Source organism: Micromonospora craterilacus (assembly GCF_003236315.1).
GTDB classification, from domain to species: domain Bacteria; phylum Actinomycetota; class Actinomycetes; order Mycobacteriales; family Micromonosporaceae; genus Micromonospora; species Micromonospora craterilacus.
Genome location: NZ_POTY01000468.1, coordinates 1 through 1,492, shown reverse-complemented (window position 1 = coordinate 1,492; position 1,492 = coordinate 1). Strand labels below are relative to the sequence as shown.

Annotated in this window: 1 protein-coding gene; it reads left to right on the top strand. The window is 71.2% G+C overall.

The features are described 5' to 3' along the window. The first annotated feature begins 614 nt into the window (after positions 1 to 614). Positions 615 to 1,463 (top strand): helix-turn-helix domain-containing protein, encoded by an 849-nt coding sequence (locus C1I95_RS33850; RefSeq protein WP_199524040.1) that lies wholly within the window; start codon positions 615 to 617, stop codon positions 1,461 to 1,463. Positions 1,464 to 1,492: the final 29 nt, after the last annotated feature.

Here is a 1,492-nt window from a genome sequence, read left to right as displayed (position 1 = left end):
GGCTGGAACCCCGGCCGCCCTGGCTCCTGCGGCGAGCGGCCTGGCACGAGGCTGGTGCGCAGTGGGCCCAGCGGCCCGGTGTCCCGCCGCAGCAGCAGCCCGACTTGTACCGGGTGTCGGCGCCTGTCGAGCTGATAGCGCAAACGAATCGACCAGGCCCCGGTGACCTCCGAGGCGGTGGGCCCTGTGCGCAGGGCCGAGAGCCGTGGGTAGTGGTCTGTGCGGCGGTGAGTGGTAGGGCCTCTCGCCTGCTGCGATGTGATCCGGAGGCGTGGTCGGCGGGTCACCCGGCCCCTTGCGGCGGTCGAGGTCTGCTTTCGTCGGGACGGGCTGGCTCTCGACAGCGCCGTCGTCGGTTTCACCGGCGGGAGCGGGTGGGGTGATCGACTCCAGCAACGCGGCGCGAACTGGGGTCTGGGTGGACCGCGGTGAGGCACCTGTCGACCATCCCACGCGATAGCCCAAGCGGTTCAGCTCGACAGGAAGCGAATGCAACGCCCTCCCCCCTCCGGCACGCGGCTGGTGACGTGCCTTCCGCTAGCTTTTCCACAGGGTTTTCCACAGGCTTGGCTTCGGGGTTGAACGGTGGCGGGGCCCGGGAAAGCATCGGCGGCATGGGGGACAGTGACGGGAAGTTTCTCGATCTGGGCTCGATGCTGCGGGCGCTGCGCCGGCAGGCCGACCTGAGCCAGCGGGAGCTGGCCGATCTCGCCGGGGTGCCGCAGTCCACCGTGGCTCGTGTGGAGTCTGGGCAGGCTGCGGACCCGCGGTTTCGGACGGTGGAGCGCCTGGTGCGTGCGGCGGCGGCCACGCTGACCGTGGCTACCGCTGGTGAGCCGACGCGGTCAGTCGAGCCGGACCTCGACGACCGCCGTGACGATGCCGGGCGTCGCTATCCGGCGCACCTGGATGTGCGGAAGGTACGGACGCTCAAGGACTGGCCGGGGGCATGGTGGGCGCAGTCGTACTCGCTGCCTCCCGAGCGCTGGCCGCTTCGCGTACCCGAAGTGACGTACGACCTCGATCGTGGTTGCCGAGATGAGCGGCGGTTGCGGGAGCGGCTCCGCGACGCGGTCCGGATCCGCCGGGTGACCGAGGGCGTTCCGGAGGGGTGTTGGCGGCTGGTGGCCGAGTTGCCCGACGGCGGCCTGATCGGTGAGCTTCGCGCCCACGAGCGCAGTCTCGACCTGCGCTACGGCGAGGACCTCGGCGACCAGCGCGAGGTGGTGCTGGACGGCGTGCTGGTGGTGCCCCAGTTACGGCTGCTCGGCATCGGGCGGCGGCTGGTCACCCGGCTCGGTGAGGAGATGCAGCGCTCCGGTCTGCGCGGGAGTTGCGCGATCGCCGAGTTTAGTGGTGTCGCCTTTCTGCGGGCCTGTGGCTACCGGATCGAGTGGAGCCAACCGTGGACGTTGCGGCTCAACCACGGCCGGCCGGGTGGCGGCCGGCTGGCGGTTGGGTAGGGCGGTGGCGGCAACACGGGGTCCGCGGA